The sequence below is a fragment of the Actinomycetospora cinnamomea genome (assembly GCF_003096675.1).
GTDB classification, from domain to species: Bacteria; Actinomycetota; Actinomycetes; order Mycobacteriales; family Pseudonocardiaceae; genus Actinomycetospora; species Actinomycetospora cinnamomea.
In genome coordinates this window covers 208,261-234,410 of the sequence record NZ_QEKW01000002.1, presented here as the reverse complement: position 1 = coordinate 234,410, position 26,150 = coordinate 208,261, and the positions used below count along the sequence as shown (strand labels likewise).

The window sequence follows — 26,150 nt, the reverse complement described above, 5'->3', positions numbered from 1 at the left end:
CGAAACGCACGCTCCACAATAGGAACTTCGTCTGCTAGCGCGAGCGCGCTGACCTCGGCGCAGCGAACGCGCTCATCGCTGCTCGGCCTCCGAGGTCCCCGTTCGTTGCGGGCCCGGTCCCCGAGCAGCGTGCCTGACGTTGGGCAGCGAGGGACGCCCTGGCTGCGTGGAAGGCAGCGAAGGACGCCTTCGCCGAACGGTTGCTCCGCACCGCGGTGGGAGCGAGGGGCGCCCTGGCTGCGTGGGAAGCAGCCGGGGCGTCCCTCGCTGCTAGGAGCCACGCACCCCGGGAGCCACGCACCCCCCGGGGAGCCACGCACGCCGGACACGACGAAGGGCCGCACCCCGAGGGGTGCGGCCCTTCGCGTGGACGCTCAGGAGGCGTGGATCAGAAGTCCATGCCGCCCATGCCGCCGGTCGGGTCGGCACCGGCGCCGGCGCCCGCCTTCTCCGGCTTGTCCGCCACCACGGCCTCCGTGGTGAGGAACAGCGCGGCGATCGACGCGGCGTTCTGCAGCGCCGAGCGGGTGACCTTGGCCGGGTCGATGATGCCCGCCGAGATCAGGTCCTTGTACTCGCCGGTGGCGGCGTCGAGGCCCTCACCGGTGTTCAGGCCGCGGACCTTCTCGGCCACGACGCCGGGCTCGTGGCCGGCGTTGTGGGCGATCTGCTTCAGCGGCGCCTCGAGCGCGGTGCGCACGATGTTGGCGCCGGTGGCCTCGTCCCCGTCGAGCCCGAGGCCCGAGAACACGTCGCCCGTCGCGGCCTGCAGCAGGGCGACGCCGCCGCCGGCGACGATGCCCTCCTCGACCGCGGCCTTGGCGTTGCGCACCGCGTCCTCGATGCGGTGCTTGCGCTCCTTGAGCTCGACCTCGGTGGCGGCACCGGCGCGGATGACCGCGACGCCGCCGGCCAGCTTGGCGAGACGCTCCTGGAGCTTCTCGCGGTCGTAGTCGGAGTCGCTGCGCTCGATCTCCGAGCGGATCTGGGTGACGCGGCCCTGGATCTGGTCCTGGGCACCGGCACCGTCGACGATCGTGGTCTCGTCCTTGGAGACGGTGACCTTGCGGGCGCGGCCCAGCAGGCTCAGGTCGGCGGTCTCGAGCTTGAGGCCGACCTCCTCCGAGATGACCTCGCCGCCGGTGAGGATGGCCATGTCGGCCAGCATCGCCTTGCGGCGGTCACCGAAGCCGGGAGCCTTCACGGCGACCGACTTGAAGGTGCCGCGGATCTTGTTGACGACCAGGGTCGCCAGGGCCTCGCCCTCGACGTCCTCGGCGATGATCGCCAGCGGCTTGCCGGACTGCATGACCTTCTCCAGCAGCGGGAGCAGGTCCTTCACCGACGAGATCTTCGAGGACATGAGCAGGATGTAGGGGTCATCCAGCTCCGCCTCCATCCGGTCCTGGTCGGTGACGAAGTAGGGCGAGATGTAGCCCTTGTCGAAGCGCATGCCCTCGGTGAGCTCGAGCTCGAGCCCGAAGGTCTGCGACTCCTCGACGGTGATGACGCCTTCCTTGCCGACCTTGTCCATCGCCTCGGCGATGAGCTCGCCGATCTGCGAGTCGCCGGCGGAGATCGACGCGGTGGCGGCGATCTGCTCCTTGGTCTCGACCTCCTTGGCCGACTTCAGGAGCTGCTGCGAGACGGCCTCGGTGGCCTTCTCGATGCCCTTCTTCAGCGACATCGGGTTGGCGCCGGCGGCCACGTTGCGCAGACCCTCGCGGACGAGCGCCTGGGCGAGGACGGTCGCGGTGGTCGTGCCGTCACCGGCGACGTCGTCGGTCTTCTTCGCGACCTCCTTGACGAGCTCGGCCCCGATCTTCTCCCAGGGGTCCTCGAGCTCGATCTCCTTCGCGATCGAGACGCCGTCGTTGGTGATCGTGGGGGCGCCCCACTTCTTCTCCAGGACGACGTTGCGGCCGCGCGGGCCGAGGGTCACCTTGACGGCGTCCGCGAGGCTGTTCATGCCCCGCTCGAGGCCGCGGCGGGCCTCCTCGTCGAACGCGATCATCTTGGCCATGCGGGTGGTCCTCCGATGAGAGACACGTGTGCTCGGCCAGGCGCGGTGCCCGCGACGGACGACCGGCTCCATTGCGCCGGCCTCACCGTCCCGACCTGGCACTCGACGATACCGAGTGCCAAGTCCATGCTGGCACTCGGGTCAGGGGAGTGCAACCGACCCGGGCCGGGGTGTCGGCCTTCAGAGCACGAGCACCAGCAGCACGACGATCAGCAGCACCAGCGCCACCCCGCCGGCGACGAGGATCGCGCGGGGTGGGCCCGCGCCGACCCGGGCGAAGGAGCCGTCGCGGTCGGGCGGGACGGGGTCGCGCAGGCGCATCGGGGGCGCCACCGACGAGCGCGTCAGCGGCCCCGACGGCGGGCCCGGCGGCGACCCCGGTGACGCCTGGGGCGGACCCGGCGGGCGGCCGGGCTGCTGGCCCCCGACCGGCGGGCGACCGGGCGCGCCGCGCGGCGGCGTGGGAGGCGGGCCGGGACGGGACGCGGGCGCGTAGGGGGTGGCCCACGGCGGCGCGCCGGACGCGGCCGGCTCGGTGACTGCCGGGCCCGACGAGGCCGTGGTCGCGCCGGAGGCGGCCGCCGGCCGTCCCGCCCCCGGCCACAGCGGGCGCGAGGGCGGGCCGATGACACGCCCGGGCGCCGGGCCGACGAGCGGCGCCGGACCCGGGCCGGTCAGCGCGCCGCGGGCGGCTTCGATGACCGCGCTCGCCGACTCGTGACGTCGCGGCCGGTCGGGATCCATGCCGCGCCGGATCACGTCGTCGATGCGCGGGTCGAGCCCGGCCGGCTCGGCGGCCGACGGCACGTCGCCGCCGAGGTGGCCGTCGATGACCTCGGGCACGGAGCCCAGGTACGGCGCGCGCCCGGTGAGGCAGGTGAACAGCACGCAGGTCAGCGAGTAGACGTCGGTGCGCGCGTCGACCGGCTCGCCGCGCAGGTGCTCGGGCGCGGCGTAGGTGGGCGAGCCGAGGAAGTCGCCGCCGGAGGTGCGGTGCCCGGTGGCGCCGCGGCGGGTGAGACCGAAGTCGGCGAGGTAGACGTGCTCGCCGGCGGACTCGCGCGTCGTGACGAGCACGTTGGCCGGCTTGACGTCGAGGTGCACCAGGCCGCGTGCGTGCACGGCGTCCAGCGCGTCGGCGACCTGCCCGAGCAGGCGCAGCGTGCGCGCCACGGTCAGCGGGCGGCCGTCGATGACGCTCGCGAGGTCGGGGCCCTCGACGTGGCGCATCGCGATGTAGAGGTGGCCGTCGGCCTCGTCGAAGTCGTAGAGCGGGACGACGTGGGAGTGGTCGACCGCGGAGGTGTTGCGGGCCTCGTCGACGAACCGCTCGCGGAACTCGCGGTCGGCGGCCAGCGACTCGTCGATGACCTTCAGCGCGACGCGCCGCCCGAGGCGGGTGTCGGTGGCGCGGTAGAGCACGCTCATGCCGCCGCGGCCGATCACCCCGTCCACGCGGAAGTGACCGAGACGCTGCCCGGTCAGGTCCTGCGTGCTCGGGTCGGCCACGCCGCAGACCCTAACGCCGCACCGTGTCACGACCGGGCCGGATCGCGGGCCGGGGTGACGGACGGGACGATGCGCGCCGTGACGGGACACGGGGAGACGGAGCGCGGGCACCAGGATCACGGCCACGGCCGAAGCCACGGCCACGACCACGGCCACGGCCACGGCCACGACCACGGCGACCCGTCGGCGATGCGGCCGGTGGCCGAGCACGCCGCGGCCGTCGCCGCGCTGCTCGCGCCTCAGCCCGTCGAGACGGTGGAACTGGCCGCCGCGCTCGGCCGCGTGCTGGCCGAGGACCTCGCCTCGCCCGTGCCGCTGCCCCCGTTCTCGAACTCGGCGATGGACGGCTACGCCGTGCGCGCCGCCGACCTCGACGCGGTGCCGGTCGAGCTGCCGGTCGCCGCCGACGTCCCCGCCGGGCGCACCGACGGTCCGCCCCTGCAGCCCGGCACCGCCCACCGGATCATGACCGGGGCGCCGCTGCCCGAGGGCGCCGACGCGGTGGTGCAGGTGGAGTGGACCGACGCCGGCACCGAGCGGGTGCGCATCGACCGCGCGGTCGCCGAGGGCCAGAACGTGCGCCGCGCCGGCGAGGACGTCACCGAGGGCCGGGTGGTCCTGGGCGCCGGGACGTTGCTCGGCCCCGCGCAGCTCGGGCTGGCCGCGGCCGTCGGCGCCGGCGCCCTGCCCGTGCGGCGCCGCCCCCGGGTGCTCGTGCTGTCCACCGGCTCCGAGCTCGTCGCGCCCGGCGAGCCGCTGCGTCACGGGCAGATCCACGAGTCGAACGGGCCGATGCTGACCGCCGCCGTCACCGACGCGGGGGGCAGCGCCGAGCTCCTGCGCTTCGTGCCCGACGACGTCGCCGCGTTCACCCGCACCCTCGACGACGCCCTGGCCGCGCACGCCGACGACCCCGTCGACCTCGTGCTCACCTCGGGCGGGGTCAGCGCGGGCGCGTACGAGGTGGTGAAGGACGCCTTCACCGGCCGGGGCGTGGAGTTCAGCAAGGTCGCGATGCAGCCCGGGATGCCGCAGGGCCTCGGCCGCCACCGCGGGCCGACGGGCGAGGTGGCGGTGGTGACGCTGCCCGGCAACCCGGTCAGCTCCCTGGTGTCGTTCGAGGTGTTCGTGCGTCCGGCGCTGCGGGCCGCCGCGGGCCACCCGCAGGCCGCCCGCCCGCGGGTGCGGGCCCGTCTCGCCGAGCCGCTCGACTCACCCGCCGGACGTCGCCAGTTCCGTCGCGGCAGCGTCGACGCGGTCGCGGGGACGGTGACGCCCGTGGGCGGGCCGGGGTCGCACCTGCTCGCCGCGCTCGCCCGTGCCGACTGCCTGATCGTCGTCGACGAGGAGACCACCCACCTCGAGGCCGGCGAGACCGTCGAGGTCTGGCTCCTGGACGGGTGACGCCGCGGGGGCTCGATGGAGCCCCCGCACGGAGCGCTCGACCCGGTGTCCACCCTCCCGTCGAGCGGCACCGTTCCGCCGTTGGGGCGACCCGGCCTTCCGCCTGCGCCGGTCATCGGGCACCATGTGTGACAGGTGTCATGGGACGCGTCGCGCGATCCCGGGCACCACCCGGGTGGGCCTCTCGAGGACCAACCGCTTGTCGCTGGGGAGCGGACGAGCGGTTCCTGGCCGGGGTCGCCGACTCGGGGGTTGGCGGCCCCGGCCCCATCCCGGCCCTTCCCATCTCGTCCTCCCAGCTCGTCCTCCATGGGGCCCGGCCGATAGGTTGCCCGCGCGCGCCGTCGAGGAGAGGGATCCGAGAGCGACGATGGGCCAGCACGAGCAGACCCCGGGCGGCACCGTCCGCCACGCCCTGACCCTCGTCCGCGACACGATCCCCCCGCTGCACCCCGGCGGGCGGCCCGTGATCGCCGCGGTCGCCGCGGCCGCGTTCGGGCTGCGGGCGTTGCGGGGGCGCGGCACGTTCGCCGCTCTCGCCGTCACCGCGGGGGTCGCCGCGTTCTTCCGCGCGCCGCACCGCACGACACCCCGCCGGTCCGGCATCGCGGTCGCGCCCGCCGACGGCACCGTCAGCCTCGTCGACACGGCGGATCCGCCCGCGGAGCTCGTCGCGCTGGGCCTGCCGCCCGGCCCGCGCCCCCGGGTCAGCGTGTTCCTCTCGGTCTACGACGTCCATGTGCAGCGGGTGCCGGTCGACGGCCAGGTCCGCGCCGTCGAGCACCGGTCCGGCGGCTACCTGTCCGCCGACCTGCCCGCCGCCAGCGACACCAACGCGCGCACCGCGACATGGGTGCGCGGCGCCGACGGCCACGACCTGGTCGTCCTGCAGATCGCGGGGCTCGTGGCCCGGCGCATCGTCTGCGACGTCAGCCCCGGCGACGAGGTGCGCGCCGGCGACGTCTACGGGCTGATCCGCTTCGGCTCGCGCGTCGACCTGCTCCTGCCGCCCGGCAGCACGGTCCACGTCGAGCCCGGGCAGCGCGCGGTGGGCGGGGAGACCGTGCTGGCGGACCTCCCCGCCGGGGCACCGGGCGCCGCGGAGCCGGACCAGCCCAGCGGTGCCCCGTGACCCCCGAGACGACGGCGGTCCGCGGCGGGGGACGCGGGGTGCGGCTGCTGCCCAACGCGGTCACCGTGCTCGCCCTCTGCGCGGGGCTCTCGGGCGTGCAGTTCATGCTCACCGACAACCGCGTCGCCGCGCTCGCCGCGATCGCCCTGGCCGCGGTGTTCGACGCCCTCGACGGCCGGCTGGCGCGGCTGCTCGACGCGACGAGCAAGATGGGCGCCGAGCTGGACTCCCTGTCGGACTGCGTGTCCTTCGGCGTCTCGCCGGCCCTCATCCTCTTCCTCTGGGCGCTCGACGACATCCGCATCGGGTGGGTCGTCGCGCTGGTGCTGGTGGTGTCCGCGGCGCTGCGCCTGGCGCGGTTCAACACCCTGTCCGACGACGACGAGGCCCCGCCCTACGCCGGCGAGTTCTTCGTCGGCGTCCCCTCCCCCGCGGGCGCCCTCGTCGCGCTGGCGCCGCTGGCGCTGGACGTCCAGCTCGGACCAGGGTTCTGGTCGCAGCCGGCCGTGGTGGCCGTGTGGACGGTGCTGGTCGGCACGCTCATGATCAGTCGTGTCCCGACCGCCTCCCTCAAGAGCGTCCGGGTGCCGCCGAGCCTCGTCGCGCCGCTGCTCGTGGCCGTCGCGTTCGCGGCGGCGGCGCTGGTGACATTCCCGTTCGTGGTCTACGCGGTGGCGGTGGCGGTCTACCTGCTGCACATCCCCTACGCGGCCAACCGCTACCGCTGGCTCGGCCGCCACCCCGAGATCTGGCACGTGCCCCCGCGCCAGCGACGGGCCGTGCGCCGCGCCCACCGCCGGCTGGGCCTCGCCCCGCCCCGCCGCCCGCTGCGGCGCCGCGTCGCCGGTGCCGCCGCCCGGGCCGGCAGCGCGGCGCGCAACATCGGTCGCGACCGGGACCGCGATCGCGACCGGCTGCGCGGGGAGCGCACGGCGCCGCTCCCGCCGAGCAGCCCCAGCGCGAACGGCGACGGGCAGGACGGGCCGCGTCGTGACGGCCGGCCGCGCCCCCGCGGGTCGCGCCGGCTCGGGCTGCGCCGGCAACGGGACGAACGCCGGGACGAACGCCGGGACGAACGCCGGGACGAGCGCCGGGACGAGCGCCGGTGAGCGCGCCGGAGGGGGTCGACCTCCTCGCCCGCCTCGGCACGTCCGCCGGCGACGCACGGCGCGGCGTGGTGCGCCTGCACCCCGAGGTCATCACCGCGCTCGGCGTGCAGGCGTGGGACGCGGTGCGCGTCACCGGGGCGCGCACCACCGTCGCGCTCGTCGCGCCCGCCGCCGAGCCCGCGGCGCCGGGGACGGCGGTGCTCGACGAGACGACGATGGTGAACGCCGGCGTGGTCGACGGGTCGACCGTGGGCGTCGCCGCCGCCCCGGTGGCCGTCGCCCGCCAGGTCGAGCTGGCCGGGTCACGCCTGGCGAGCGCGGCGCTGCCGCCCGCCACGCTGCGCCTCGCCCTCATCGGCAAGGTACTGCTGCCCGGCGACACGCTCTCGCTGCTGCCCCAGGACCTGGCGCCGTTCCCCGGTGCGGACGCGCCGGGCGCGCGTCGGGGGCTCGCCGCGGCGCTGGGTGGGAGCTGGACGACCGAGCTCGTCACGGTGACCGCCGCCGAGCCGCCGGTGGGCTCCGACCCGGGCGCGGCGCTGGCCGTCGGGCCGACCACGGTCGTGCGCTGGCGCAACGGCGCGAGCACCGGCGGCCCGGCGCCGATCGCGTCCGCGGCGCCCGCCGCCGGTCGGGCCGCGGCCGGGTCGGCGGTGTCCGCGCCGTTCGCGGCCGCCGCGCCCTCCGCACCCGCCGCACCGCCCGTCGAGCAGGAGGCCCCCGCCGAGCCCGCCGTCGCCGTCGCCGACCTCGTCGGGCACGCCGACGCTGCGCGGCGCCTGGGCGAGTGGTTCGACCTCGTCTTCCGGCGCCCCGAGCTGCTCGAGCGCCTGGGTGCCGCGCCGCGCCTCGGGGTGCTGGTCAGCGGGCCCGAGGGCGTCGGCAAGACCACGCTCGTCCGGGCGGTCGCCGCCGAGAACCAGGCGCGGGTGGTGCGGCTCGACGCGCCCGCCGTCGCGGCGATCGAGGCCGGGGCGGCCGCCGCCCGGGTCCGCGAGGCCGTCGACGACGCGGTGTCGAGCACCCCCGGCGTGCTGCTCGTGACCGACGGCGAGGTCCTGCTGCCCGCGGCCGACCCGCCGCCGCTGTCGACGCTGGTGCTCGAGGCGCTGCGCCGGGCCGCGAACACGCCGGGCGTCGCGCTCGTCGTGACGTCGTCGCGACCCGAGGCGCTCGACCCTCGGGTGCGGGGCGCCGACCTCGTCGACCGCGAGCTGACCCTGCCCCCGCCGGGCGACCGCGACCGCGCCGAGCTGCTGCGGGTGCTGCTGCGCGGGGTGCCGCTGGCCAGGGACGTCGACCTGGCCGCCGTCGGTGCACGCACCCCCGGGTTCGTCGCGGGCGACCTCTGCGCGCTGCGCCGCGAGGCCGCGGTCCGGGCGGCGCTGCGGGGCGGATCCGCCGACGAGGACCTCACGCTGCAGACCGACGACCTGCTCGGCGCGGTGTCGTCGGTGCGCCCGGCGTCGCTGTCCTCGGGGTCGCAGACCCTGTCCTCGGGCGGGCTGACCCTCGAGCGGGTCGGCGACATGGTCGAGACCAAGCAGGCGCTCACCGAAACAGTCCTGTGGCCGCTGCGCTACCCCGACTCCTTCGCCCGCCTCGGGGTCTCCCCGCCGCGCGGGGTGCTGCTCTTCGGCCCACCGGGGTGCGGCAAGACGTTCCTGGTGCGCGCGCTGGCGGGCACGGGCTCGCTCAACGTGTTCGTGGTCAAGGGCGCCGAGGTGCTCGACAAGTACGTCGGCGAGTCCGAGCGGGCCGTGCGCGCGCTCTTCGCCCGGGCGGCCGCCGCGGCGCCGGCGCTGGTGTTCCTCGACGAGATCGACGCGCTGGCCCCGCGCCGCGGCGGCTCGACCGACGCCGGCGTGGCCGACCGGGTCGTCGCCGCGCTGCTCACCGAGCTCGACGGGGCCGAGCCGCTGCGCGACGTCGTCGTGCTCGGGGCCACCAACCGGCCCGAGCTCATCGACCCCGCGCTGCTGCGGCCCGGGCGGCTCGAGCGCCGCGTCTACGTGCCGCCGCCGGACGCCGCGGCCCGCGCGGACATCCTGCGCGCCGCCGCCCGCGACACGCCCCTGGCCGACGACGTCGACCTGGACGCGCTGGCCGAGGACCTGGACCGCTACTCGGCGGCGGACTGCGCAGCGCTGATCCGCGAGGCGGCGCTCACCGCGATGCGGACGTCACTGGAGTCGACCGAGGTGTCCGCGAGCGACCTGGCCAGGGCCCGCGAGGCCGTCCGGCCGTCGCTGGACCCGCGCCAGCTCGCGGAGCTGGAGGCCTACGCCGGCGAGGCGGGCTAGCTGGAGCGTGTCCGTGCGGCGCGGTCCAGCCGCCCGACGGCGCTGGTACCACGAGCACGGCCACGTGAACCGCCACGTGATCGGTCGGACGCGCGCTAGCCGCGCCAGTTGTTCGTGGCGATGACGATGACGCCGGGCGAGGCGCCCTGGATGCCGTCGAAGCGGGGCAGCGAGCGGATGCCGAACTGGCGCGCGATCGCGTCGGCGGGCCCTTCCTCGCCGCTGCCCGGGCGGTAGTAGACCGTGCTCTCCGGGATCACGCCGTAGGGGTAGTTGCCGACCTCGACGACGTTCCAGCCCCGCGCCCGCAAATCATCCGCGGCGCGGTCGGCCAGCCCCTGGATCGTGGAGTTGTTGAACACGCGGACCGCGACGGCCGACGTGGCGCCCGAGCCGCCGCCCGCGCCGCCGCCCCCGCCGCCCGCGGCGGGACCGGCGCCGGGAGGGCCACCGGGACCCCCGCCGGGGACGGGACCACCGCCGTGACCACCGCCGGGACCACCGCCGGGGACGATCGGCGCGCCGACGGCCGGCGCGCCGGCCGCGAGCGGGCCACCGGGCACCCCGGGCTGGCCGGGCTGGCCGGGCTGGCCGGGGGCGCCACCGGGCTGGCCGGGGGCACCACCGGGCTGACCCGGCACCCCGGCCTGGTTCGGTGCCCCGACCGGTGGCCCCCCGGGCTGGCCCGGGGCCGGCGCGGGGGCGCTGCTGCTCGCGCCGGGCAGCGGCGGAGCGGAGGTCGGGCTCGCCGGGGCCGCGGTGGGGCTCGAGGGCCCCTCGCCGCCGAGTGCGAGCAGGCCGACCACGGCGGCGACACCGGCCACGGCGAGCAGGACGATGCCTGCGATGCGCATGCGCGAGGCGTCGGACCCGGGCCCAGTCATTCCTGCTCCCCTCGACGGCGACGATCTGCCGCTCGGGAGTCAGGAGACCACTATCGGGGCTCGACGCCGAGGCGACGCGCCGCGCGCGCCCGCTGCCGGCTCTGGCGCAGGCGCCGCAGCCGCTTGACGAGCATCGGATCCGCGGCGAGCGCCTCCGGCCGGTCGACCAGTGCGTTGAGCACCTGGTAGTACCGGGTCGCCGACATGTCGAACAGTTCGCGGATCGCCTGCTCCTTGGCGCCCGCGTACTTCCACCACTGACGCTCGAACGCGAGGATCTCCCGATCCCGACGGTCGAGCCCGTCCGAGGGCTCGTCCTGCGGGGGATGCACCCGTACGGCGTCCGCCACGCTGCTCGCCTCCTGCCCACCACGGCGTCCCGGCGCGAATGACACGCCTGTCATTCGCGCCCCTCCATTGAAGCACGGTCCCCCGACACCGCGGGGGCTCCGGCGCCGACGTGACACCGACGCGCGGGCACTACGGTGCGCGCCGTGACCGTGAGGCCCGTCGTCGTCGTGGGCGAACCCGTGCTGCACCGGCCCACCCGCCCGGTCACCCCCGAGGAGCTGGGCGGCGCGTCGCTGCGCGCCCTCGTGGACGACCTCTTCGAGACGATGGACGCCGCCAACGGCGTCGGCCTCGCGGCCAACCAGATCGCCGACGACCGGCGGGTGTTCGTCTTCGACTGCCCGGATCCGGAGCTCGGCGGCGAGCGCCGGCGCGGCGCCGTGGTCAACCCGGTGCTCACCGCCGACCCGCCGCCCCAGACGATGCCCGACCCCGACGAGGACGAGGAGGGCTGCCTGTCGGTGCCCGGCGAGTCCTTCCCGACGGGCCGCGCCGCGACCGCGGAGGTCCACGGTGTGGACGTCGACGGGAACGAGGTCGTCGTGACGGGCACGGGGTACCTGGCGCGCTGCCTGCAGCACGAGACCGATCACCTCGACGGCCACGTCTACCTCGACCGCCTCGTGGGCCGGTACCGCCGCGCGGCCAAGCGCGCGGTCCGCGACCACGGCTGGGGCGTCCCCGGCCACTCCTGGCTGCCCGGCGTCGACCCCGACCCGTTCGGGCACTGAGCGAGAGCTGCAGCGAACGGCCTGTTCGCTGCTTCTACGCGTCCGAACTCCCCGTTGATCACCGTGGTCCGGGGTCGGCGCGTCCGCTCACAGCGGACACCGCGACGACACCTGGTGCAACGGTGTAAGCACGAAGGCATGGACGAGCTCGACGCCTACTCCCGCACCGTGAGCACGGTCGCGGCCGCCGTGGGCCCCTCGGTCGCCGCGGTGCGCGCGGGTCGGGGCAGCGGGTCGGCCGTGGTCCTCGACCACGGGGTCCTGGTCACGAACGCGCACGTCGTCGGCGGGCATCGCGAGGGATCGGTGGCCTACGCCGACGGCACCGAGGGCACGGTCACCGTCCGCGGCACCGACCCCCTCTCCGACCTCGCGGTCCTGGTGTCCCCGGACCCCACGCCGCCGCCGCTGGAGCTCGGCGACGCCGCGACGCTCGTGGTCGGCCAGCTGGTGGTGGCCGTCGGCAACCCGCTGGGGCTCGCCGGCTCGGTCACCGCGGGCGTCGTGAGCGGCCTCGGGCGCGCGCTGCCGGTGCGCAGCGGCACGGCGAGCCGGGTCGTCGAGGACGTCATCCAGACCGACGCCGCGCTGAACCCCGGCAACTCCGGCGGTGCGCTCGTCGACGCCGCCGGCCACGTGGTCGGCATCAACACCGCGGTCGCCGGGGTCGGCCTCGGGCTCGCGGTGCCGATCTCGGCGACGACGCGTCGCATCCTCGCCACCCTGCGCGCCGAGGGACGCGTGCGGCGCGCCTACCTCGGGCTGGTCGGCGCGCCCGCGCCGCTGCCCGCCGACGTCGCCGCCCGCCTGGGCCGGCCGCGGGGCCTGCGGGTCGCCGAGGTCGTCGCAGGCAGCCCGGCCGCGCGGGCGGGCCTGCGCGCCGGCGACCTCGTGGTCTCCGCCGACCGCGAGCCCGTCACCGACGCGCAGGGACTGCAGCGGCGGCTCTTCGCGTCCTCGATCGGGCGCACGATGCCGGTCACCGTGCTGCGGGGCGAGGCGATGGTCGACGTGCTCGCCGTGCCGACGGAGCTCACCGACCGCTGATAGCGTCGCCGGGCCACCGCGGGAGCTCGCCGGAAGCGGGCTGAGAGGGCGGCTGGTCCCACCCGGGACCCGCGCCGCCGACCGCCGAACCCGCCGGGTAATGCCGGCGTAGGGAGCCGACCGATGCGCGCGTCCAGCACCCCGCCCGTCGCCCTCGCGATCGCGGGCACCGACTCCGGCGGCGGCGCCGGCATCACCGCCGACGTCCGCGCGTTCACCGCGTGCGGCGTGCACGGCGCGGTCGCGGTCGCGGCGGTGACCGTGCAGAACTCCGTCGGCGTCTCGGGCTTCCACCCGATCCCGCCCGACGTCGTCGCCGACCAGATCCGCACCGTCGCCGGCGACATGGGTGTCGACGCGGCGAAGACCGGCATGCTCGCTTCGACCGAGATCATCGAGGCGGTGGTGGCCGCCGCCGACGAGGTCGGTATCGGGTCGCGCGCGCCGTTCGTCGTCGACCCGGTGGCCGCGTCGATGCACGGCTCGCCGCTGCTCGCGGAGGACGCGCTGGACGCCGTGCGCACCGAGCTGATCCCGCGCGCCACGCTCGTCACGCCGAACCTCGACGAGGTCCGCCTGCTGGTCGGGGTCGAGGTGACCGACGACGCCACCGCCCGCGAGGCCGCCCGCGCGCTGCTGGACCTCGGGGCGCGTGCGGCGCTGGTCAAGGGCGGCCACCTCGAGGGCTCCGCCGACGTCGTCGACCTCCTCGTCACCGCGGACGGCGTCGAACGGCCCTACTCCTCACCCCGTCGCGACACCCCGCACAGCCACGGCGGCGGCGACTCGCTGGCCTCGGCGATCACCGCCGGCCTGGCGCGCGGGATGGCGCTGCCCGACGCCGTCGCGCTCGGCAAGGCCTACATCACGCGCGCCGTCGAGCACGCCTATCCCCTCGGTGCGGGCCACGGCCCGGTGTCGGCCCTGTGGTCGGTGGCCGACTGGGAGCCCACGTGAGCGAAAGTCCCGCCTTCCGCTCACATGAGGGTGGCGACGGCCGACGCGGGGGCGACGCGATGATGGGTCGATGGCCGACACCCCGCCGCGCGCGCTGACCATCGCCGGCTCCGACTCCGGCGGCGCCGCCGGGCTCGAGGCCGACCTGCGGGCCATGACGGCGTGCGGCGTGCACGGGTGCGTGGCGGTCACCGCGGTGACGGTGCAGAACTCGCTCGGCGTCACCGGGGTGCACCTCGTGCCACCGGACACCGTCGCCGCGCAGGTCCGCGCGGTCGTGACCGACATCGGTGTGGGCGCGGCGAAGACGGGGATGCTCGCGTCGCGCGAGATCATCGACGCGGTGGCCGACGTCGTCGACGAGGTCGGGGTCGGGCGCGGCGCCGACCCGGACGCGGAGCGCCGCGGAGCCGGACCATCGACGTCCGTCCCGTTCGTCGTCGACCCCGTCGCCGCGTCGATGGCCGGCGAGCCGCTGCTGGCCGAGGACGCGATGGAGGCGATCCGCGGCCGGCTGTTCCCGCGGGCGGCACTGGCGACGCCGAACCTCGACGAGGTCCGGCTGCTCGTCGGGATCACGGTCACCGACGCGGCGACCGCACGCGAGGCCGCGGAGGCGCTGCACGCGCTGGGGCCGCGCTACGTGCTGGTCAAGGGCGGGCATCTCCGGGGTTCGCCCGAGGTGGTCGACCTGCTCTTCGACGGCGAGCGGACGTGGGAGTTCACCGGCCCCCGCATCGACACCCCGCACGTCCACGGCGCCGGGGACGCCCTGGCCAGCGCGACGTGCGCCGCGCTGGCCCGGGGCCTGGCGATGCCCGACGCCGTCGCGTCGGCCGAGCGCTACATCCGCCGCGCCGTCGCCGAGTCCTACCCCCTCGGCGCCGGCGTGGGTCCGGTGTCGCCGCTGTGGGCGGTGCAGCCGCATCGCTGAGGCAGCGTGAACCCGGCGCGGGCGAGGATGTGGCGTTCCTGGCGTCGAACGCCAGCAAAGCCGCATCGCTGGCACCGGGGGGCCCGATCGGGACGATCGACGCCCCGTGAGCATCGACCGCGCCACTTGTGAACGACTTGCGGCTCAGGTGCCGAACACCCGGCGGCGCACGCGACGCCCACGCCGGCCCGCCGGCACCTCCCGCTCCACCCCGTCGAGGAGGGCGGCGAGCTCGTCCAGGCGCCGGGCCAGCGTCCGCATGCGAGCGAAGTCGTCGGGCGTGGCGACGGTCGCCGGGCGCTCCAGCAGTGCACGGACCACCGTCCGCGTGCCGCGGCGGACCTCGTCGACCAGGCCGCACAGGTCCGGGTCGTGCTCGGTCCGCAGCTCCGCGCAGGTCTGCCCGACCCACTCGTCGATCGCCTGCGCCCGGCGCGGGGGGACCGTCTCGGAGCCCGCGGCGAGGCCCTCGACGAGCCGGGCGAGGCGGCGGACGTCGTGCGGGACCGCGGCGGCGGAGGCGGGTGGTGCGAGGGTCACGCCGGCGAGGATGGACCGGCCACCTTGCCGCCGACTTGCAACCGGCTGTCAGCCGCCGTCGCCGGGGCCGAGCTCGCGGATCGGGGCCCCGTCGGCCCAGGCCGCGATGTCCTCCACCGCGTCGCGATAGAAGACGTCGTAGGAGCCCTCGGTGACGTAGCCCAGGTGCGGGGTGAGCACGGTGTTCGGCAGCGTGCGCAACGGCGAGTCGACGGGCAGCGGCTCGGTGCCGAACACGTCGAGCCCGGCCCCGCCGATCGTGCCCGCGTGCAGGGCCTCGACCAGCGCGTCCTCGTCGACGATCGGCCCGCGCGAGGTGTTGACCAGCAGCGCGGTCGGTTTCATCCGCGAGAGGTCGTCGCGGCCGACGAGGCCGGTGGTGCGCGCGGAGAGCTTGACGTGGAGGGTGACGACGTCGGACGTCGCGAGCAGCTCGTCCTTGCCGACCGGGGTGACGCCGGCGGCGCGGGCGTCGTCCGGGTCGAGGTGCTGGCTCCAGGCGACGACGTCCATGCCGAAGGCGAGCCCGACCGTCGCCACGGGCTTCCCGAGGCCACCGAGGCCGATCACGCCGAGGCGCCGGCCCGCGAGGTCGTGGCCGACGGTGTGCTGCCAGCCGCCCTCACGCACCGCCCGGTCCTCGGCGGGCACGTGGCGGGCGACGGCGAGGATCAGCGCCCACGTCAGCTCGACGGTCGGCGTGGACGGGCTGACCCCGCCGGTGCCGGAGACCGTGACCCCGCGCTCCCGGGCCGCGGCGACGTCGATCGCGACGTTGGCGGGGCCGGTGGTCACCAGGAGACGCAGGTGCGGGAGACGCTCGAGGACCTCGCGGGGGAACGCGGTGCGCTCGCGCATGGCGACGACGACGTCGTAGGGCTCGAGGGCCGCGACCACGCCGTCCGCACCGCCGAGGTGGGAGGCGAAGAACGTCACCTCCTGCGCGGCGAGGGAGTCCCAGTCGGCGTGGGTGGACGCGACCTGCTGGTAGTCGTCGAGGACGGCGATTCGGTGAGGTGGGCGGCGCGGGGTCGGCACGCGCGGTGTGTGCCCCTGGACCCTCGAGGGCACACACCCGCCGTGCCGCCCCACGACGTCGACCCGGTGCCCGTCCTGCGCCCGACCAGGGCCCGCTGGCCGGTCTACGCCGAGCGCCCACGGCGGCGGGCGCGGCAGTTCCTCGCCGACGTCGCGGTGCTGACCTGGGCCGCGGTCGTCGTCTCGGCCGCGGTGCTGCTCTACGACGCGGTGCTGACCCTGCAGGAACCGGGACGCCGGCTCGGCGGCGCGGGCGAGACCGTCCGCGACACCTTCGGCTCCGCCGCCGACACCGCAGCCGGCCTGCCGTTCGTCGGCGACGACCTCGCCCGCGCGCTGTCGACCGGCACCCGCGCCGGTGACTCGCTGGTCGAGGCCGGCCAGCAGGAGGTGGCCGCGGTGCAGTCGCTCGCCACCGGCCTGGCGTGGCTGCTCGTGGTGCTCGCGCTCGTCCCCGTGGCCGTGCTGTGGCTCTCGTTGCGGGTGCGGTGGATGCTCGCCGCGCGGGCCGTGCTCGCCCTGCGCGACGGGCTGCGCGGCGACGCCGGCGCCGGGGACGCCGACCTGCTCGCGCTGCGAGCCCTCGCCCACGGCTCGCCGCGGCGGCTGGCGCGCGCCGTGCCCGGCGCGGCCGGCGGCTGGCGCCGGGGGGATCCGCGCGTGCTGGCGAGCCTCGCGGACCTCGAGCTCGCCCGCCTCGGTCTGCGGGGCCCGACGTTCGTCCACGCCCCCGCGTCCGTGACCCCGGCCGTCGGCGGCGACGGTGCCGTCGGGGAGGATCCGGACAGCACCGCGTGGCGCCGGCCCGGTCCGGCCTCGGGGACCGACCCCGACGAACGGTGGGGTGACACACCCCGTCCTCCGGGTCCCCCGGGCTCGCCGACGTCCTAGCCTCGGCCCCCGGTCGGCGGTACGGCTGGCGGGGAGGGCAGCATGAGCACGGTGGTGGACCGATCTCGCCTGGGTGCGCTGCGTGCGCGCCTGGTGGGATGGGCGGCTCGCCGGTACCTCGCCTGGCGCAGCCGGCGGGGCCTCGACCCGGTCACGCTGCTCCCCGACCACGCCCTGATGCCCCTGCGCCGCGACGGGCTCGACCCCGTGCCGGCGCTGCGGGAGGCGCGTGAGGACGCTCCGGTGCGGCACTTCCCGCTGCCGTTCGGGGTGACGGCGTGGCTCGTGACAGGCCACGAGGAGGCCCGCGCCGTCCTCGGGCGGACGAATGGCCTGTCCAACGACTTCTCCCACCTCGTCGGCCAGGCCGGGGTGCAGGAGGGCCAGAACCCGGGAGGGCTCGGCTTCACCGACCCGCCGGAGCACACGCGTCTGCGGCGCCTGCTCACCCCCGAGTTCACGACGCGGCGCCTGGCCCGGCTCGGCCCGCGGATCACCGAGATCGTCGAGGACCGCCTCGACGCCATGGAGGCGCTGGCCACCGCCGGTGAGCCCGTGGACCTCGTGCGGGACTTCGCCACACCCATCCCGTCCCTGACGATCTGCGAGCTGCTGGGCATCCCGTACTCCGAGCGCGAGGAGTTCCAGGCGCTGTCGACGGCGCGGTTCGACGTCCTCGGCGGGGCCGCCGCGTTCGACAAGATCTCCGAGTCGCTCGTCTACCTGCGTGGGGTCGTCGAGCGCCAGCGCGTCGAACCCGGCCCGGGCCTGCTCGGGCAGCTGATCCGCGACCACGGCGACCAGCTCGACACCGACGAGCTCGCCGAGCTGGCCGACGGCCTGCTCACCGGGGGGCTGGAGACGTCGGCATCGATGCTGGCCCTCGGCGCGATGATCCTGCTGCGCGACCTCGACAGCTTCGCGCTCGTCCGCGACGAGCCCGACGCGGTGCACGGGTTCGTCGAGGAGCTGCTGCGCTACCTGACCGTCGTACAGATCGCGTTCCCGCGCTTCGCGACCGAGGACATGACCCTCGGCGGCGTGGCCATCTCGGCCGGCGACGCGCTGCTGGTGTCCCTCTCGGGCGCCGACCGCGACCCGCGCCTGACGCCGGACCCCGAGCGCTTCGACCCGCGTCGCCCGCCGACGCCGCACCTCGCGTTCGGGCACGGCATCCACCGCTGCATCGGCGCCGAGCTCGCCCGCATGGAGCTGCGCACCGCCTACCCGGCCCTGCTGCGCCGCTTCCCCGGCCTGCGCCTCGCCCCCGACGCCGCGCCCCTGGACGACCAGCCCTTTCGCACCACCTCGATCGTCTACGGCGTCGACGCCCTGCCCGTGGCCCTGGCCTGACCTCGCCGCTCCGATCGAACACGGGGTGCTCGTCGATCGAACACGGGGTGTTCGAGCAAAGCGGCATTGCTGGCGTTCAACGCCAGGAACTCCGCATCCTCGATCCGGCGCGCGGGTAGGGGGTCGGCGTGACGGAACGCCAGGTCTCCCGCTCGATCGAGATCGACGCCCCGCCGAGCCGGGTGTTCGACCTGCTCGCCGACCCCCGGCGCCACCCCGACTTCGACGGCTCGGGAACCGTGCGTTCGGCGATCTCCGGGCCGTCGCGCCTGTCGCTCGGCGCGCGGTTCGGCGTCGCGATGCGCATCCGGCTGCCGTACCGGATCTCCAACACCGTCGTGGAGTTCGAGGAGGACCGGCGCATCGCCTGGCGGCACTTCGGCCGGCACCGCTGGCGCTACGAGCTCACGCCCACCCCGTCGGGCGGCACGCGGGTCACCGAGACCTTCGACTGGTCGACCTCGCTCGGCCCCGCGATCATCGACCGCACCGCCTTCCCGACGATCAACGCCCGGAGCATCGAGCAGACCCTGCCGCGGCTCAAGGCGCTCGCCGAGTCGGACGCCTGACTCGACGCCCGAAGGGGGTCACGGGCACTCCCCCGCACGCCGAGGTCCTCGCGACGGCCACGTGACGCGAGCGTGTGGCGTCACGGACACTCAGTGTCTGCGGTGGCCCACCGCTGACATGGGCACTACTCCGAACCGGGGCTGGAGGCCTGGGCCCAGAAGCGGCGGGGGATGCGTCCGGCGCCGTGGGCCAGGTGCCCGGCCTCGACGGCGAGGCGCATCGCGGTCGCCATGGCCTCGGGGTCGGACGCGCGCGTGACGGCGGTCGCGAGGAGCACCGCGTCGCAGCCCAGCTCCATCGCCTGCGCGGCCTCGGACGCCGTGCCGATGCCCGCGTCCAGCACCACGGGCACAGGAGAAGCGGCCGTGATCATCTCGATGTTGTGCGGGTTCCGGATCCCCAGCCCCGTCCCGATCGGCGCGCCCAGCGGCATGACCGCCGCGCAGCCGGCCTCGGCCAGCTTCGTCGCCAGCACCGGGTCGTCGTTGGTGTACGGCAGCACCGTGAACCCGTCGTCGACGAGCTGCTCGGCGGCGTCGAGAAGCTCGATCGGGTCGGGCAGCAGCGTGCGCTCGTCGGCGACGACCTCGAGCTTCACGAGGTCGGTCGCCAGCGCCTCGCGCGCCATCCGCGCGGTGTGCACGGCCTCGGCGGCGGTGCGGCAGCCGGCGGTGTTGGGCAGTGCCTCGATCCCCAGGCGCTCGAGCAGCGCGAGCACCCCGGGCCCGCCGCCGGCGTCGAGGCGGCGCATCGCGACCGTCGTCAGCTCGGTGCCCGAGGCCACCAGCGCGCGTTCGAGCACCGCCAGGTTCGCCGCGCCCCCGGTGCCCATGATCAGGCGTGAGCCGAGCTTGCGCCCGCCGATGACCAGCGGATCCATCGTCACCCTCCCTGCACCGCGGTGAGGACCTCGACGCGCGAGCCCTCCACGAGCGCCGTCGCCGCCCACGCCGCGCGTGGCACGACGGCGCCGTCGACGGCCACCGCGACGCCGCGCTCGGGCACCCCGTGCTCGGCCATCAACGCGGCAACGGTGGTGCCGGACGGCACGTCGCGCCGGTCGTCGTTGAGCCACACGTCCATCGGCCGCTCCCACTCCCTGCGCCGGCATGACCCGGATCAGGTTCGACGGTCGGGGCCGGATGGGCCCCCTCTCAGCCCGCGTCCGTCCGGGCTCCCGTGGTTCCACCGTCCACGGTACGCGCGCCGGGCGCCCACCGGTCCGCGGCGGCGGGACGGGCCGCGTCGGGCAGGGCCTCGCCGCGCAGCACGGCGGTGATCGCGTCCACGGTGACGGCCACCAGCAGCATCCCGTTGCGCCCGTGCCCGGTCGCCGCGACGAGCCCCGACGGCCCGACGGGGCCGAGCAGTGGGAGGTTGTCGTCGGTGCCCGGGCGGAAGGACGCGGCGGTCTCCTCGAGCGCGTAGTCGGCGATGCCGGGCAGGACGCGCTCGACGTCGGCGATCAGGTCCCGCACCCCGCCGACCAGCACGTCGGGGTCGAAGCCGGCTTCGTACTGCGTCGCACCCACCACCACGCGCCGCTCGTCCCGCGGGACGGCGTACACCGGGCGCCCGCTCACCGCGGCCCGCACCGTGCGCACCGGCGGCGGCAGCGACGACCGCCGGGCCCGCACGCGCAGGATCTCGCCCTTGACCGGGCGCACGCGGTCGGCCAGCGCGGGGTGCAGGGCCGACGACCAGGCCCCCGCGGCCACGACGACGCGGTCCGCCTCCAGCACGTCGTCACCGAGCTCGACCCCTGTCACCCGCGCCCCGTCGTCGAGCACCCGGGTGACGCGACGCCGGGCGGTCACCACCCCGCGCGCCCGCCCGGCGGCGGTCAGCGCCGCGAGCAGGGCGCGGTTGTCGACGGCCAGGTCGTCGGGCACGGCCAGGCCCGCGCGCACCGCCGGGCCGAGCGCCGGCTCGCGGCGACGCACCTCGCGCCCCGACAGGCGCTCGACGTCCCGGCCCCAGGCGCGCAGGTGCTCGACGACGCGGTCGAGGTCGGCGACGTCGGCGGCGTCGGTCGCGACCTGCAGCGTGCCCTCGGTGCGCAGCCCGACCGGCCCCCCGGCGTCCGCGGCGACCGCCTCGGCGAACGCCGGCCAGCGCGCCAGGGACGCCGCGCCGAGCTCGAGCACCTCCTGCTCCCCCGGCCACGCCTCGGTGATCGGCGCGAGCATCCCGCCCGCGACCCGCGAGGCCCCGGAGCCCGGGTCCGGGTCGACGAGCACGACCTCGCCGGCGAGCTGCTCGCGCGCCGCCGACCACGCCACCGCCGCGCCCACGGCGCCCGCGCCCACCACGACCATTCGGTCCCGCACGGTTCCCGACGGTAGGCGATACCGTCGCGACGGTGACGAGGCTCGCGACCCACGCCGAGCGCCGCGCCCGCCTGCAGGACGCCCGGCTCTACCTGTGCACCGACGCCCGCGCCGACCGCGGCGACCTGGCCGACTTCGCCGACGCGGCGCTGCGCGGCGGGGTCGACGTCATCCAGCTGCGCGAGAAGGGCCTCGAGGCCCGCCAGGAGCTGGCCGCGCTGGCGGTCCTGGGCAGCGCGGCCCGGCGCCACGGCGCCCTGCTCGCCGTCAACGACCGCGCCGACGTCGCCCTGGCCGCCGGCGCCGACGTACTGCACCTGGGCCAGGACGACCTCCCGGTGTCGTGGGCCCGGCGCGTCCTGGGCGGTGACGTCCTCGTCGGGCGCTCCACCCACGACGAGGAACAGGCCGCGGACGCCGCCGTGGAGGCCGGTGTCGACTACTTCTGCACCGGCCCGTGCTGGCCGACGCCGACGAAGCCGGGTCGCCCGGCCCCGGGCCTCGACCTCGTCCGCAGCACCGCCGCCGCGTGGCACGAACGCCCCTGGTTCGCGATCGGCGGCATCGACCACGCCCGCATCGACGAGGTCGTCGCGGCCGGGGCCACCCGCGTCGTCGTCGTCCGCGCGATCACCGAGGCCGACGACCCCGAGGCCGCCGCCCGGAGCCTGCGCGAGCGCCTGTGAGCGGTTGTCCGTGCCCTGGCACGGGCACGCGCTCACGAGGCGGCAGCCAAAGTCAGCCCCTCGACCCGCAGGACCTCGTCGATCGGCTGGTAGAGGCTCGTGCCGCCGGGGGTGGTGCAGTCGCCGGTGCCGCCGGAGAGCACGCCGAGCGCCGAGCTGCCCGCCACGAAGGGCCCGCCGGAGTCCCCGCCCTCGCTGCACGCCGTGGTGAGCACGAGGCCCCGCACCGGGCCCGCCGCGTAGTTCGCGGTGACGTCGACCGCGGTGACCGTGCCGCAGCGCCAGCCCGTGGTCGAGCCCGAGCGGCAGACCGGGGCGCCGACGGGCGCGGTCGCCGTGCCCGTGACCGCCCGTGTGGTGGAGGCCTCGGCCGCCACGAACGGGGTGGGCCGCCATCCCGGGCCGACGTCGACCACGCCCCAGTCCCCGGTCCGGTCGAAGACCGAGCTGCGCACCGGTCCGAGCGGCGCGCCGTTCGCCCCGCCCACGTCGCCGCCGCGTTGGGTGCAGTGCCCGGCGGTGACCAGCCGCGGCGCGCCGTCCGCCGTGCGCGCGGAGAACCCGGCCGAGCACCGGCTCCCGCCCAGCCGGATCGCGTCGCCGCCCACGAGGTCGTACGGCGGCGGGTCCGCCCGCGGGATCGGCGCCGCCACGCCCTCCACCACGCGCACGGCCGGGTCGACCGCGCGCGCGTCGTCGACCCAGGCCGCTCCCCGGGCGTCGCGGGGGCGGGCGTTGAGCGCGAGCACGACCGTCGACGTGGCCGCGTCCACCCACCACGCGCTGACCGCGGCCGGCGCCCCCCGCTCCTCGGCGAGGGCGTCGAGGCGCTGCTTGACCCGGGCCAGCTCGTCCGGGGTGGCCGCCCCGGCCGGGACGGGCGCCGCGAGCAGTGCGACGGCGAGCAGGACGAGCGTGAGCAGCCCCGTGCCGCGCCGCCGACGCATGCCCACCCCCACCTCGCTCGCGCTGCGCCGTCCGGACGAACGACGACGGCCGGGCGAACGCTAGAGCGTTCGCCCGGCCGTCGAGGGGTGGCGCGGCGGGATCTCAGCCGTTGGTGGCGGCCCCACCGGAACCGTTGGAGCCTCCGGGTACCAGGTCCGACAGGCCCCCGCCCTGCGAGGTGCGGGGCGACTGCGGGCTGCTGGTGCTGCCCGGTTGCGAGGTCGCGGTGTCCTCGTCCTGCGTGCTCTGCTGCTGCTCCGACTCGGCGGGCGTCGAGGTCGCCGTCTCCTCGTCGGTGGTCGCGGAGTCCGGGGCCGTCGTCGTCGCCTCGCCGGCCTGGGTCTCCTGACCGAACAGGCTGCCGACCGACGTCCCGCTCGACCCGCCCGAGAGCGGCTGCCCGACGGCGGTCTCCACACCGAAGGACGCGAGCAGGGCGATGACGAACACGCTGGCCGCGACGCCGCCGACCGTCACCCAGGTCTTCCAGCCGAGCGCGCGCAGCGAGATGCGGCGCTTCGGCTCCGGCTCGAGCGCGGCGACCTGCGTGACCGCGTCGTCACCCGGACCACCGGGGCCACCCGGACCACCCGGACCACCCGGACCACCCGGGCCACCGGGGAACACCGCGGTCGGCCCGCCGCCCGGCGGGGTGCCCTGCTGGCGGCTCTGCGGGATGGCCGCCGTGGGGCGGGCGCCGGTGGGCGGTCCGACCTGCGGGTGCACCCGGGTCGGGTCCGCGAGGCCCTCGGCCCGCAGCGCCACCCGTCCCGGCACGCCGGGCTGCCCGGTGGGCGGGCCCGACGGCCCGGGGACGCGGCGGGTCGGGTCGTAGGCGGGCGTGCCCGGCCGCGCCTGCTGCTGGCCGGGCATCGGCACCCCCGGGCCCGGCGTCGGCGGGGAGGGCACGCGGCGCGTCGGGTGCGCCTGGGTCGGTGCGGCGGCCTGGGCCGAGCCGCTCCCGGCGCGTCCCTGCTGCTGCGGGATCGCCTTGCCCGGCACCTGGCCGGCGACCTTCCCGACGACGCCCGCCATCTTGGTGTTGCCCGCACCGGCGACCACGAGGCGCTGCTTCACGCGGTCGCGCGTGGCCTCGAGCGAGCGCTGGTAGAGCGCGGAGCCGACGGTGCTCACGATCGACGCGACGGCGGCGCCGCCGATCGTGCCGAGCACGCCGACGAACGACCCCAGGATCGCCGCGGTCGCGGCGGCCAGGGCGCTGGCGATGATCTGCGGGAAGGTCAGACCGATGCCGGAGGACGAGGTCCCGGATTTTTCGGAGTTCTCTTCGGACATGGCTCCCGTCTGGCGCGGATCGCGGGGTGGGACGGCTCCTGGCGGGGTGCCGGCTGGCAGGCCGGCGGGTGCGCCCGCGTCGTTCGACGCACCCACCGACCACAACGGACGACGCCCGCCATCGTGCCTCGTTGCCCGGGCGTGAGAGCGTTCACCCGCGGACGCAGATGGTGTGAACCGACCGGCCCAATGACTGGTCCGGACGGCCCCACATCCCCAGCTCAGAGGCCCCTCAGGACTCCTGGACGACGGGACGTCGAGGCCCAGGGTGCCCGGGTGGGAGGGCCGAGCGAACCAGCGGCCACGAGGCTGCGACACAGACCACGACGAGCGGCCAGGTCAGCACGACCTGGGCGATCCCGAGGGCCACCACCTGGTCCGCCGCCCACAGGCCCGTGAACACCACGACGCGCACCGCGTACTGGCCCACCCACACCCAGCTCGCCCGGCTGTAGCCGCGCACCAGGTCGGGGTCGCGCCGCCAGAGCGTGGGGTGGCCGGTGAGCGCGCCCACCACGAGACCGAGCAGGGGCCAGCGGATCGCGATGGAGACCAGCCAGGCGGCGAGGCTGCCGGCGTTGGCGACGATCCGGGGCAGGAAGAAGTCCTGGGCGCGCCCGGTGTAGAGCGCGAGCAACGCGGCGCCGACGGCCAGGAGCAGCCCGACGGCCACGGCGCGCGGACGCTCGCCGCGACGGTGGCGCCAGAGCGCGACGCCGGCGGCGACCACGACCGCCGCCACGCCCCCCACCAGCACCGGCTGGGCCACGGCCAGGGCGTCGGCGGCGAGCCACGCCACGACGAACGCCACCGACGGCAGCGACGCGTCGAGCGCCTGTCCCCGCCCGCCGAGGAGCTCGGCCAGCGGGTTCGGCGCGCGGTCCCGCGGCACGTCAGCCGGTGGTCTCCGGGGCGCGTCCCCGGCGACGGATCTCCGCTGCGAACGCCGGCGAGGGGGTGCTCGGGCTCGAGACCTCGACGAGCATGCCGTTGGGGTCGGTGACGAGCATCTGGCGTCGGCCGTGGAACAGGTCGCGGGGCGGGGCCACCACCGGGATGCGCAGCCGCCGGGCCTCGGCGTGGACGGCGTCGACGTCGTCGACGAGGAACGTGAGGATCACCCCGCCCGGGTCGGCGCGGTACGGCGGCGGCACCAGCTCGTGACCCACGGCCCAGAGCGCCAGCTCGTGCTCGGCGTCGCGGTCGCTGCGGCGCAGGGCCACGTACCAGTCGCTGTCGAAGGCGACCTCGAAGCCCAGCAGGTCGACGTAGAAGTCGCGGGTCTCGGGCAGCCGGTCGGACAGGACGGTGGGGAACGAGCGGCGCATCGCCATGCGTCGGATCCTCTCTCCGGCGGGACCTCCATCGTCGCACCGCGGGAGCACGCGCGATCTACGGGCTCCCGGCCGCGTCGAGCCGCGCGGGGCCCACCGTCGCGCGGATGACCGCCCAGCACGCCTCGGTCAGCTGCGCGACGAGCTGGTCGAGCGAGGCGCCGTGCGGCGCGTCCAGCCAGTGCGCCGCGGCCGAATCGACCATCCCGACCAGCCCGAAGGCCAGCGGGTGGGCCACGGCGGGCTCGATCTCCGCACCGAGGGAGCCGTCGACGAGCATGCCGGCGACGTGCTCGGCGACGGTGGCCCGCACGTTGGTGGTCGCCGACTCGCCGCCCGTGCCGAACGAGGTGCGCTTCAGGTAGCGGTAGACGTTCCCGTTGGCCGACAGCCAGCGCAGGTGCGCCCGCAGGGCCCGCGCCAGCATCTCGAAGGGCCGCCCGTGCGGTCGCCACACCGGCTCGAGCTCGGTGACCAGGCGCTCGACCGACCGCGCGGCGATCGCGCTCTGCAGGTCGTCCCGGCCCTCGAAGTGCCGGTACAGGCCCGGCCGCGACACCCCGGCCCGCGCGGCGATCTGCTCGGTGGTGACGTCGGGGCCGTGCTCACCGATCGCCGCCACGGCCGCGTCCACGATCTCGAGCCGGCGCGCCTCCCGGTGCCCCGCCCACCGGAGCGCCCGGCCGTCGGTGGGGGACGTCTCGCTCATGGTCGGACCAGGGTGGCACCAGGCGCGTGCCGGGACCAACTATGCAGGACACGGTGTCCGGGCCACACCGA

The 26,150-nt window shown here is 76.4% G+C and carries 26 protein-coding genes; 12 read left to right on the top strand and 14 right to left on the bottom strand.

The window, feature by feature from the left end; translation table 11 throughout:
- Positions 1-388: 388 nt before the first annotated feature.
- A complete protein-coding gene (groL, locus tag C8D89_RS05855) occupies positions 389-2,023 on the bottom strand; it encodes a chaperonin GroEL (protein ID WP_116707145.1) in 1,635 nt (544 codons plus the stop codon).
- 180 nt (positions 2,024-2,203) lie between these two features.
- Positions 2,204-3,532 carry a serine/threonine-protein kinase gene (locus C8D89_RS05850; protein ID WP_116707366.1) on the bottom strand — a complete coding sequence of 443 codons (1,329 nt, stop codon included), beginning with the start codon at positions 3,530-3,532 and terminating at the stop codon, positions 2,204-2,206.
- A gap of 189 nt (positions 3,533-3,721) precedes the next feature.
- Between C8D89_RS05850 and moeA the strand changes: the two genes are divergently transcribed.
- From moeA to C8D89_RS05830, 4 genes are all read left to right on the top strand, one after another.
- Complete coding sequence (moeA, locus tag C8D89_RS05845) at positions 3,722-4,936, top strand: molybdopterin molybdotransferase MoeA (protein WP_116707365.1); 1,215 nt, start codon at positions 3,722-3,724, stop codon at positions 4,934-4,936.
- Between the two features lie 370 nt (positions 4,937-5,306).
- Positions 5,307-6,068, top strand: coding sequence for a phosphatidylserine decarboxylase (locus C8D89_RS05840; protein ID WP_116707144.1), 762 nt, complete (start codon positions 5,307-5,309; stop codon positions 6,066-6,068).
- Positions 6,065-7,177 carry a CDP-diacylglycerol--serine O-phosphatidyltransferase gene (gene pssA / locus C8D89_RS05835; RefSeq protein ID WP_116707143.1) on the top strand — a complete coding sequence of 371 codons (1,113 nt, stop codon included), beginning with the start codon at positions 6,065-6,067 and terminating at the stop codon, positions 7,175-7,177. Before C8D89_RS05840 ends, pssA begins: the two co-directional genes overlap by 4 nt.
- The gene (locus C8D89_RS05830) at positions 7,174-9,480 is read left to right on the top strand and encodes an AAA family ATPase (protein ID WP_116707142.1); all 2,307 of its coding nucleotides are present in this window, start codon (positions 7,174-7,176) and stop codon (positions 9,478-9,480) included. The genes pssA and C8D89_RS05830 overlap by 4 nt, the downstream gene beginning before the upstream one ends.
- Positions 9,481-9,575: 95 nt before the next feature.
- Here C8D89_RS05830 and C8D89_RS05825 read toward each other — a convergent pair whose 3' ends face one another.
- Both C8D89_RS05825 and C8D89_RS05820 read right to left on the bottom strand, forming a co-directional pair.
- Positions 9,576-10,364 carry a LytR C-terminal domain-containing protein gene (locus C8D89_RS05825; protein WP_165825569.1) on the bottom strand — a complete coding sequence of 263 codons (789 nt, stop codon included), beginning with the start codon at positions 10,362-10,364 and terminating at the stop codon, positions 9,576-9,578.
- A 50-nt stretch (positions 10,365-10,414) separates the two neighbouring features.
- On the bottom strand, positions 10,415-10,768 hold the full coding sequence (locus C8D89_RS05820) for a nucleoid-associated protein NapA (RefSeq protein ID WP_243417881.1): 354 nt from the start codon (positions 10,766-10,768) through the stop codon (positions 10,415-10,417).
- Positions 10,769-10,858: 90 nt separating this feature from the next.
- Here C8D89_RS05820 and C8D89_RS05815 point away from each other — a divergent pair, with 90 nt between their 5' ends.
- The 4 genes from C8D89_RS05815 (at position 10,859) to C8D89_RS05800 (ending at position 14,384) form a co-directional block, all read left to right on the top strand.
- Positions 10,859-11,446 (top strand): peptide deformylase, encoded by a 588-nt coding sequence (locus C8D89_RS05815; protein ID WP_116707364.1) that lies wholly within the window; start codon positions 10,859-10,861, stop codon positions 11,444-11,446.
- A gap of 138 nt (positions 11,447-11,584) precedes the next feature.
- Positions 11,585-12,493 (top strand): S1C family serine protease, encoded by a 909-nt coding sequence (locus C8D89_RS05810; protein WP_116707139.1) that lies wholly within the window; start codon positions 11,585-11,587, stop codon positions 12,491-12,493.
- Between the two features lie 123 nt (positions 12,494-12,616).
- A complete protein-coding gene (thiD, locus tag C8D89_RS05805) occupies positions 12,617-13,450 on the top strand; it encodes a bifunctional hydroxymethylpyrimidine kinase/phosphomethylpyrimidine kinase (RefSeq protein WP_116707138.1) in 834 nt (277 codons plus the stop codon).
- Between the two features lie 70 nt (positions 13,451-13,520).
- Complete coding sequence (locus C8D89_RS05800) at positions 13,521-14,384, top strand: hydroxymethylpyrimidine/phosphomethylpyrimidine kinase (protein WP_116707137.1); 864 nt, start codon at positions 13,521-13,523, stop codon at positions 14,382-14,384.
- Between the two features lie 144 nt (positions 14,385-14,528).
- Here the strand turns inward: C8D89_RS05800 and C8D89_RS05795 are convergent, their stop codons facing one another.
- Together C8D89_RS05795 and C8D89_RS05790 are read right to left on the bottom strand one after the other, a co-directional pair.
- Complete coding sequence (locus C8D89_RS05795; RefSeq protein WP_116707136.1) at positions 14,529-14,924, bottom strand: hypothetical protein; 396 nt, start codon at positions 14,922-14,924, stop codon at positions 14,529-14,531.
- A 48-nt stretch (positions 14,925-14,972) separates the two neighbouring features.
- Positions 14,973-15,962, bottom strand: coding sequence for a D-2-hydroxyacid dehydrogenase family protein (locus C8D89_RS05790; protein WP_243417880.1), 990 nt, complete (start codon positions 15,960-15,962; stop codon positions 14,973-14,975).
- 42 nt (positions 15,963-16,004) lie between these two features.
- Here C8D89_RS05790 and C8D89_RS05785 point away from each other — a divergent pair, with 42 nt between their 5' ends.
- The 3 genes from C8D89_RS05785 to C8D89_RS05775 all read left to right on the top strand — a co-directional run bounded on the left by C8D89_RS05785 (position 16,005) and on the right by C8D89_RS05775 (position 18,775).
- Positions 16,005-16,853 carry a hypothetical protein gene (locus C8D89_RS05785; RefSeq protein ID WP_116707135.1) on the top strand — a complete coding sequence of 283 codons (849 nt, stop codon included), beginning with the start codon at positions 16,005-16,007 and terminating at the stop codon, positions 16,851-16,853.
- Positions 16,854-16,895: 42 nt separating this feature from the next.
- A complete protein-coding gene (locus C8D89_RS05780) occupies positions 16,896-18,206 on the top strand; it encodes a cytochrome P450 (RefSeq protein ID WP_207787078.1) in 1,311 nt (436 codons plus the stop codon).
- Between the two features lie 128 nt (positions 18,207-18,334).
- Positions 18,335-18,775, top strand: coding sequence for an SRPBCC family protein (locus tag C8D89_RS05775; RefSeq protein WP_116707134.1), 441 nt, complete (start codon positions 18,335-18,337; stop codon positions 18,773-18,775).
- 125 nt (positions 18,776-18,900) lie between these two features.
- Here C8D89_RS05775 and thiG read toward each other — a convergent pair whose 3' ends face one another.
- The 3 genes from thiG to thiO form a co-directional block, all read right to left on the bottom strand.
- Complete coding sequence (gene thiG, locus C8D89_RS05770; protein WP_116707133.1) at positions 18,901-19,656, bottom strand: thiazole synthase; 756 nt, start codon at positions 19,654-19,656, stop codon at positions 18,901-18,903.
- Between the two features lie 2 nt (positions 19,657-19,658).
- The gene (thiS, locus tag C8D89_RS05765; RefSeq protein WP_116707132.1) at positions 19,659-19,859 is read right to left on the bottom strand and encodes a sulfur carrier protein ThiS; all 201 of its coding nucleotides are present in this window, start codon (positions 19,857-19,859) and stop codon (positions 19,659-19,661) included.
- Positions 19,860-19,930: 71 nt separating this feature from the next.
- Positions 19,931-21,094 carry a glycine oxidase ThiO gene (gene thiO / locus C8D89_RS05760; RefSeq protein ID WP_165825586.1) on the bottom strand — a complete coding sequence of 388 codons (1,164 nt, stop codon included), beginning with the start codon at positions 21,092-21,094 and terminating at the stop codon, positions 19,931-19,933.
- Positions 21,095-21,138: 44 nt separating this feature from the next.
- Between thiO and thiE the strand changes: the two genes are divergently transcribed.
- Positions 21,139-21,792 (top strand): thiamine phosphate synthase, encoded by a 654-nt coding sequence (gene thiE, locus C8D89_RS05755; RefSeq protein ID WP_116707131.1) that lies wholly within the window; start codon positions 21,139-21,141, stop codon positions 21,790-21,792.
- 32 nt (positions 21,793-21,824) lie between these two features.
- Here the strand turns inward: thiE and C8D89_RS05750 are convergent, their stop codons facing one another.
- From C8D89_RS05750 to C8D89_RS05730, 5 genes are all read right to left on the bottom strand, one after another.
- Positions 21,825-22,739, bottom strand: a complete 915-nt coding sequence (locus C8D89_RS05750; protein WP_133251825.1) for a S1 family peptidase — start codon at positions 22,737-22,739, stop codon at positions 21,825-21,827.
- Positions 22,740-22,842: 103 nt separating this feature from the next.
- The gene (locus C8D89_RS05745) at positions 22,843-24,036 is read right to left on the bottom strand and encodes a hypothetical protein (RefSeq protein ID WP_116707129.1); all 1,194 of its coding nucleotides are present in this window, start codon (positions 24,034-24,036) and stop codon (positions 22,843-22,845) included.
- A 232-nt stretch (positions 24,037-24,268) separates the two neighbouring features.
- Positions 24,269-24,928, bottom strand: a complete 660-nt coding sequence (locus C8D89_RS05740; RefSeq protein WP_116707128.1) for a DUF3159 domain-containing protein — start codon at positions 24,926-24,928, stop codon at positions 24,269-24,271.
- A gap of 1 nt (position 24,929) precedes the next feature.
- Positions 24,930-25,370: a VOC family protein gene (locus C8D89_RS05735; RefSeq protein WP_116707127.1), complete on the bottom strand. Its 441-nt coding sequence runs from the start codon at positions 25,368-25,370 to the stop codon at positions 24,930-24,932.
- Between the two features lie 58 nt (positions 25,371-25,428).
- A complete protein-coding gene (locus C8D89_RS05730) occupies positions 25,429-26,079 on the bottom strand; it encodes a TetR/AcrR family transcriptional regulator (protein WP_116707126.1) in 651 nt (216 codons plus the stop codon).
- Between the last annotated feature and the right edge of the window lie 71 nt (positions 26,080-26,150).